Origin of the sequence: Streptomyces sp. NPDC001068, assembly GCF_042897315.1 — a bacterium.
In the GTDB taxonomy this organism is placed as follows: domain Bacteria; phylum Actinomycetota; class Actinomycetes; order Streptomycetales; family Streptomycetaceae; genus Streptomyces.
Map to the genome: position 1 here is coordinate 136,848 of NZ_JBIAYD010000017.1, position 7,742 is coordinate 144,589.

The following is a 7,742-nucleotide window of genomic DNA, read 5'->3' on the forward strand; positions in this document are numbered from 1 at the left end:
GACCTTGCCGACACGGCGAGACCGGTCACCCGACCTCGCCGGCACGGCCAGACCGGTCAGCCGACCTCGCTCAACACGGTCAGCACCGCCCGTTCGTCCGGCGCCGCAAGCAGCCGTTCGCGGAACGCGGTGTCCGTCAACTTCCGGGACAGCTGGGCGAGTATCCGCAGGTGCTCGTCGCCGGCGGCCGCCTCCGGCACGGCGATCATGAAGACCAGCCGCGCCTTCGTCCCGTCCGGCGAGCCCCACTCGACGCCCTCCACCGACCGGGCGAACCCCACGACGGGGGCGGTCACCGCATCCGTCTTGGCGTGCGGGATCGCGATCTCCTCACCGAGCCCGGTCGTCCCCTGGTCCTCGCGCCGCAGCGCCGAGGCAACCAACTCCCCGGCATCCGAGACCCGGCCACCGCGTGCCAGCAACCCGGCCATCTCCCGGATCGCCTCCTCCTTGCCGCCCGCGTCCAGCCGGACCTTGACGGTCCGTTCGGTCAGATACCCGGAGAGCACCTCCACGGAGCCGCCCTCGGGTACGTCCCCCGCGACCACGGCATCCGCCGTCTCCGGCTCTGCCGCCGTCACCGTTCCCGTTCCCGTATCCGTATCCGTATCCGTATCCGCTGCCCTCCCGGCCGTGTCAGCCGCCTTCGCCGCCCCAGGCCCCGGCTTCGGCGCTGTCGTCGGGGCAGGCGTCGGCGTGGGCGTCCGTGCGAAGGCACCACCCGCACCACCTGCACCACCCGGGCTGCCGGCACCGCCCGCCAACGGACCCCCGCCGGTCGCGGACCCGACCGGCGCGGCCGCCGGCGCCATCACCCGGGTGTCCTGGCCCTCCGCCGCCGGCTCGCCGCCCTTCTTCCGTCCGCTCAGGTCGACCAGCGTCACGGTCGTCACGGCTGTCACCACCGCTCCGATCACGACGGCCACGAAGAACATCGGGACGCCGCTCACCGCGCCCAGCACCGCCACGATCGGCCCGCCGTGCGGCACCGCGTCCTTCACCCCGGCCAGCCCCGCGATCGCCCCGGCCACCGCACCGCCCAGCATGTTGGCGGGAATGACCTGAGCGGGCCGCGCCGCGGCGAACGGGATCGCGCCCTCCGAGATGCCGAAGCAGCCCATGAACAGGGCGGCCAACCCGGTCTCCCGCTGTTGCTCGTCGTACCACCGCCTACGGATCAGCGTGGCCAGCCCCTGGCCCAGCGGCATGACCGGGATCGCCGCGGCGCACATGCCCATCACGGTCTGGTTGCCGGTCGCGATCAGCCCGGCACCGAAGAGGAAGGCCGTCTTGTTGACCGGTCCGCCCATGTCGAACGCGATCATCAGACCCAGGATCGCGCCCAGCAGGATGGCGCTCGTCCCCGTCATACCGCTCAGCCAGCCGGTCAGATGCTCGAAGACCCAGGCGATCGGCTTCCCGATCACGTAGACGAAGAACAGCCCGAGTGCCGTCGTCGCCACGATCGGGATCACGATGATGGGCATGATCGGCCGGACGAATTTCGGGACCTCGATCCTTTTGATCCACAGCACCAGGTATCCGGCCAGGAACCCGGTCACGATCGCTCCGATGAACCCGGCGCCCGCCTTCGAGTCGTACAGCGAACCGGTGTTGGCGATCCAGCCGCCGATCATGCCCGGCACCAGCGCGGGCCGGTCACCGATGGCGTAGGCGATGTATCCGGACAGGATCGGCACCATCAGCGTGAAGCCGACGACTCCGATGTTGTTCACGTCCATCCAGAAGGAGTCCTTCGGAATGACGAGCCCGCCCGAGGGATCGGGGCTGCCGCCCAGCGAGAGCGATACCGCGATCAGCAGTCCGCCGACCACGACGAACGGGATCATGTAACTGACCCCGTTCATCAGCGCCTTGTAGGCGACGCTCCGCTCGCTGCCACTGGCTCTGCCCCTGCTCCCGTCCTCGCCCGAGGCCGTTTCCGGGGTCGCGGGCGAGTCCGGGGCAGAGGTGGCGGCCGGGGTCGCGGCCGGGTCCGTGCTCCCGGGTCGGTGCACGGGTGCCGATCCGACCCGGTCGATCAACCGCTCGGGATGGCGGATGCCTTCGGCCACACCCACCTTCAGCACCCGCTTGCCCGCGAAGCGAGCCAGGTCGACGTCCTTGTCCGCCGCGACGATGACACCGTCCGCGTTCCTGACATCGTTGTCATCCAATATGTTCTCGGCCCCGATCGAGCCTTGTGTCTCCACCTTCATCTCGACACCGCGGCTCTGGGCGGCCTGGGCGAGCTTCTCGGCGGCCATGTAGGTGTGCGCGATACCCGTGGGGCACGCGGTCACCGCCAGCAGTCGCACCTTCTTCGGCTCGTCACCATGGCTGCCCGTGGGGGGAGGGCCGGCCGGACCGGTCACGTCGATCTCCTAACTCCTTCGTCACACGGAACGCCGTCCCGGACGTCCCGCGCCCTTGATCGGAATCCCCGATCCCCTGCATCCTGCAACACCCCCGCCCCGGCCCGAAGCCGCGAAAGTCCCCGTAACTCCCCTTCTGGCCGCTCCTGGACGCCCCCGCGCCGAGACCCTCATCACCTCTTCACATCCCGGCACGCCGGCTCCTCCCGTCCCCCCGAACGGCGTGATCTGTGCGCAGGCGGACTGGGGGCGCCCCGCCTCGCCGGTGTAGCTTGGGACGGAGCCAGACGTCGCTGCTGATGGCGGTCGGGCGGTCCCCTACGGACCGGCCGAGGGAGAGAGGGCCTCCGACGGACTGCGCTGCGCGTACGCGGGCATGCCTGTGTCCTCTTCTCGGGCACCCCTGTGTCCGCCGCCGCGCAGACCAGCCGTACCCACCCTCGACCCGATTCCGAGGAGCAGCTCGCAATGACGACTGTCGACAACCGACAGGACTTCAAGGTCGCCGACCTCTCCCTGGCCGACTTCGGCCGCAAGGAGATCACCCTCGCCGAGCACGAGATGCCCGGCCTGATGTCGATCCGCAAGGAGTACGCCGACGCGCAGCCGCTGGCCGGCGCCCGCGTCACCGGCTCCCTGCACATGACCGTGCAGACCGCCGTCCTGATCGAGACCCTGGTCGCCCTCGGCGCCGAGGTCCGCTGGGCGTCCTGCAACATCTTCTCCACCCAGGACCACGCGGCGGCCGCCATCGCCGTCGGCCCGAACGGCACGCCCGACAACCCGCAGGGCGTCCCCGTCTTCGCCTGGAAGGGCGAGACGCTGGAGGAGTACTGGTGGTGCACGGAGCAGGCGCTGACCTGGCCGAACACCCCCACCGGCGGCCCGAACATGATCCTGGACGACGGCGGTGACGCCACCCTCCTCGTCCACAAGGGCGTGGAGTACGAGAAGGACGGCAAGGTGCCGTCCGTCGACACCGCCGAGTCCGACGAGCACCGCGTCATCCTGGAGCTCCTGCACCGCACCATCACGGACGGTTCGCAGAAGTGGACCCAGCTGGCCTCCGAGATCCGCGGTGTCACCGAGGAGACCACGACCGGCGTCCACCGCCTGTACGAGATGCAGCGCGACGGCGAGCTCCTGTTCCCGGCGATCAACGTCAACGACGCCGTCACCAAGTCGAAGTTCGACAACAAGTACGGCTGCCGCCACTCCCTGATCGACGGCATCAACCGCGCCACCGACGTCCTGATCGGCGGCAAGACCGTCGTCGTCTGCGGCTACGGCGACGTGGGCAAGGGCTGCGCGGAGTCGCTGCGCGGCCAGGGTGCCCGGGTGATCGTCACCGAGATCGACCCGATCTGCGCCCTGCAGGCCGCGATGGACGGCTACCAGGTCACGACCCTGGACGAGGTCATCGACAAGGCCGACATCTTCGTCACCACGACGGGCAACAAGGACATCATCATGGCCTCGGACATGGCCAAGATGAAGCACCAGGCCATCGTCGGCAACATCGGGCACTTCGACAACGAGATCGACATGGCCGGTCTCGCGAAGATCCCCGGCATCGTCAAGGACGAGGTCAAGCCGCAGGTCCACACCTGGAAGTTCCCCGACGGCAAGGTGATCATCGTCCTCTCCGAGGGCCGCCTGCTGAACCTGGGCAACGCCACCGGTCACCCGTCGTTCGTCATGTCCAACTCCTTCGCGGACCAGACCCTGGCCCAGATCGAGCTGTTCACCAAGCCCGACGAGTACCCGGTCGGCGTCTACACGCTGCCCAAGCACCTCGACGAGAAGGTCGCCCGCCTGCACCTGGACGCGCTCGGCGTGAAGCTCACGACGCTCCGCCCCGAGCAGGCCTCGTACATCGGCGTCAAGGTCGAGGGTCCCTACAAGTCGGACCACTACCGCTACTGAGGTACCGCCGAGGTACTGCGGCCGCCCTCCGAAAGAGCACGACAGCGCGCTGACACGCCCTTTCGGAGGCAACCGGCTCCGGTCCTTCATCGAGGCAGGCCCCCGCACCCCCGTGTCGGGGGCCTGCCCCTTTGACCAGCCGGTCCGCCCGCGCGGCCGCACCGCGGTACCGAGCACCGGACCGGCAGCCCCTCAAGACCCAGGACCCCCATGCCCCGCGGCCGTTATTCGCTCCACGATCCGCACGATCGCACCCCCCTCGGCGAAGAACACTTCCAGTGCGCCCCCGGCCCCTCCGGCTGGCGCTATGTCTCCGAGGTGACCACCCCGTCCGGTGACCACAGCGGTTCGCTCGATCTCGCCCTCGACGACCTGGGCCGCCCCATCCGCCTCGAACTCCACGCCGGGAACTGGCGGGTCCGCGGCGCCGCTCTCGACGGCGTCACCTGGGTCCGCACGGACCCCACCGGAACCGAGGCCACCGAAGGCCGTGTACGCGCCCACGCCTTCACCGGTACGTCCCCCGCGTTCCTGGTCGCCACCGCCCGTCTCCTGCGCCTCACCCCCTCCGCCGCCGCCACCCGGGTACGCCTCGTGGCCTTCACGGACCCGGTCCTCGCCCCGCGCACCGTGGACCAGTCCTGGGCCTTGGTGAAGAGCGAAGCACACGCCACTGACAACGGCCCTCTGACCGTGGACGAATACCAGGTCACAGCCCTGGACACGGGGGAGCGGCACACCGTGCACCTAGCCGGTGACGTGGTCCTGGCGGCACCCGGAGTCGAGCTGGAGGACCTGCGGTCACCGCCGTCCGTCTTCGATCACTGACCGGCCGGGGCACCGGGCCGGAGGGTGCTAGGCCGGCGGCGCGAAACCGGTGGAGGGCCGCTCGGTCGCCGGGGGCGCCACGGACGCGGCAGCCGGGGGCTGGTGAGGGGGCGAAGGGGGCACGGGCGCCTGAGGTACGGACGCCTGCGGCGCGGGCGCCTGAGGCTCCGGCGGGGCGTAGCCGTGCGGCGCGCCCGGGGCCGGGTGGCCTCCGTGGCCATGGGGAGCGAGCGGCGTCGGCGGGGCGTACGCGTTCGGCGCGACCGGGCCCGGCACCTGACCGGCGAAGACCCGCCGGGCCTCGCGTGCCTGCCGTTCCTGCACCACGGCCGCCAGATAGGCCGCCGGCGGAATGTCCTGGGGCGCGGGGGTCCCGGTGCGGGCCGCCAGATCGGTCGCGAGCCGGTCCGCCATCGCCCAGGAGACCTGCGGATCGAGCTGCTGCATCCGCGTCAGGTACTGCCGGACGGCAAGCCACAGCCCGTCCGGAACGGCCGACAGGTCCAGTTCGGTGAAACGCCCGGCCAGCCAGGGCGGGGGCGGCGGTATGAACCGGGTCTGCCCCACGGGCACCCGCTCGCGGACGACCAGAGTTCCCGCGAACACGTCTCCCAGCCGCCGACCGCGCGCCGACACCAGCGACGCTATGCAGGCGACGACCCCGAAGGTCATCAGAATCTCGACCACGCCGAGGGCACCCCGCACCAGCGCGTGCCGGAACCGGATGGGCCCGCCGTCGTCGCGTACCACCCGCAGCCCGCATGCCATCTTCCCGAGGGAACGTCCGTGGCTCAGCGTCTCCACCGCGATCGGGCCGCCCACCAGCAGCAGGAGGAAAGCGGCGAGCGAGAGCGCGAACTGCGCGGCCTCGTCCAGCGAGGCTGTGGCCGCCACCAGGCCTATGGAGACAGCTATGTAGACGACCACGGCCACGGCCAGGTCGAGAAGGATGGCCAACGCCCTGCTGGGCAGCCTCGCGGGACGTAGCTCGAGGGCCACCGCCTCACCCGTCACCAGCTCACTCACGCCCGCCGCCTTCCCCTGGTCTGCCCTGTACAGAGCAAGTCTGCCAAGCTGAGGGCGCATCGCGCCGCAGTACGACAAGCTGACAGCCAAGACTGGCAGTCGACGACCAGCCGAGGAGCAGGCATACCCGATGGACCTCGACGTCTTCGTCTCCGCACACCGAGCCGAGTGGGACCGCCTCGACGTGCTCCTGCGTCGCCAGCGGCGCCTCAGCGGAGCGGAAGCCGACGAACTCGTCACCCTCTACCAGCGCACCGCCACGCACCTCTCCCTGATCCAGTCCAGCGCACCGGACCCGCAGCTGGTCGGACGACTCAGCCAACTCGTGGCACGCGCGCGCAGCGCCGTGACAGGGGCGCGCCGTGCCTCCTGGCGCGATGTGGTCCGCTTCCTGGGGCAGGGTTTCCCGGCCGCCGTCTACCGGTCCCGTCACTGGTGGGTCCCCACCGCGCTCATATCCACCGTCGTCGCGATCCTTCTGGGGTGGTGGATCGGCAGTCACCCGGACGTGCAGGCGACCATCGCCGCCCCCAGCCAGCTCCGCGAGCTGACCCGTCCCGGCGGCGAGTACGAGACCTACTACTCCAGCCATCCCGCGGCGTCGTTCGCCGCCCAGGTGTGGACGAACAACGCGCAGGCCGCGGCGATGTGCCTGGTCCTGGGGGTGTTCCTCGGCCTTCCCGTGCTCTACATCCTTCTCGAGAACATGCTCAACCTCGGGGTCGGCTTCGGCCTGATGTCCTCGGCCGGCCGTCTCGACACCTTCCTCGGGCTGGTCCTTCCGCACGGGATGCTCGAACTCACCGCGGTCTTCGTCGCCGCGGGCACCGGGCTCCGCCTCGGCTGGACCGTGATCGATCCCGGGCCCCGCAGTCGCCGCGTCGCCTTGGCGGAAGAGGGCCGTGCCGCCGTGGGGATGGCGATCGGGCTTGCCCTGGTCCTCTTCGTCTCCGGGGCCATCGAAGGCTTCGTCACCCCGTCCGGCCTGCCGACCTGGGCCCGGATCGGTATCGGAGTCGTGGCCGAGCTGGCCTTCCTGACCTACGTCTTCGTCCTCGGCGGCCGTGCCGCACGGGCCGGCGAGACGGGAGACCTCGACGAGGCCGAGCGCAGCGCGTCCGTCCCCACGGCTGCCTGATGTGCGGAGACCTCCCGTGAGCTGCTAGTCTCCTCTTCGCCCCGGAAAACCCGTTGACACGGGTCTCCTGGGGAGGTAGATTCAAACAGTTGCCTAGAACTGGACAAGTTCAGGGCTGATCGTTAGAGTCGATCTGCTTCATAACGGAGAGTTCTCTCCGAACATCGAAGCCACTCCTCGATTTACTCAGGAATGAGTGGCCGGCAAGACCGGCCAAGAACTTCTGATAAAGTCGGAAACGCCGAAAGAGAGAGCCGAGAGGCAATCAAATAGGCAAAGGCCCTCCAACGGCCACCGGAAATGAATTCCGACCGGAAACGGAACGGAAAACGGATCTGGTAGGGTTGGAAACACCGAAGGGAAGCCCGGAGGAAAGCCCGAGAGGGTGAGTACAAAGGAAGCGACCGTTCCTTGAGAACTCAACAGCGTGCCAAAAGTCAACGCCAGAT

Annotated in this window: 6 protein-coding genes; 3 read left to right on the top strand and 3 right to left on the bottom strand. The window is 69.6% G+C overall.

Annotation, left to right across the window (positions count from 1 at the left end; genetic code table 11):
- Positions 1–56: 56 nt before the first annotated feature.
- The gene (locus ACFY3I_RS38065; protein ID WP_390865524.1) at positions 57–2,375 is read right to left on the bottom strand and encodes a fructose-specific PTS transporter subunit EIIC; all 2,319 of its coding nucleotides are present in this window, start codon (positions 2,373–2,375) and stop codon (positions 57–59) included.
- Positions 2,376–2,843: 468 nt separating this feature from the next.
- Here ACFY3I_RS38065 and ahcY point away from each other — a divergent pair, with 468 nt between their 5' ends.
- The gene (gene ahcY, locus ACFY3I_RS38070; protein WP_390865525.1) at positions 2,844–4,301 is read left to right on the top strand and encodes an adenosylhomocysteinase; all 1,458 of its coding nucleotides are present in this window, start codon (positions 2,844–2,846) and stop codon (positions 4,299–4,301) included.
- 210 nt (positions 4,302–4,511) lie between these two features.
- Positions 4,512–5,129 (top strand): hypothetical protein, encoded by a 618-nt coding sequence (locus tag ACFY3I_RS38075; RefSeq protein WP_390865526.1) that lies wholly within the window; start codon positions 4,512–4,514, stop codon positions 5,127–5,129.
- A 27-nt stretch (positions 5,130–5,156) separates the two neighbouring features.
- Here ACFY3I_RS38075 and ACFY3I_RS38080 read toward each other — a convergent pair whose 3' ends face one another.
- Positions 5,157–6,155 carry an RDD family protein gene (locus tag ACFY3I_RS38080; protein ID WP_390865527.1) on the bottom strand — a complete coding sequence of 333 codons (999 nt, stop codon included), beginning with the start codon at positions 6,153–6,155 and terminating at the stop codon, positions 5,157–5,159.
- Positions 6,156–6,285: 130 nt separating this feature from the next.
- Between ACFY3I_RS38080 and ACFY3I_RS38085 the strand changes: the two genes are divergently transcribed.
- Complete coding sequence (locus tag ACFY3I_RS38085) at positions 6,286–7,293, top strand: stage II sporulation protein M (protein WP_390865528.1); 1,008 nt, start codon at positions 6,286–6,288, stop codon at positions 7,291–7,293.
- 186 nt (positions 7,294–7,479) lie between these two features.
- On the opposite strand, the gene ACFY3I_RS38090 is transcribed toward ACFY3I_RS38085, so the two are convergent.
- A partial coding sequence (locus tag ACFY3I_RS38090; RefSeq protein WP_390865529.1) for a hypothetical protein occupies positions 7,480–7,742 on the bottom strand: 263 nt, incomplete at its 5' end.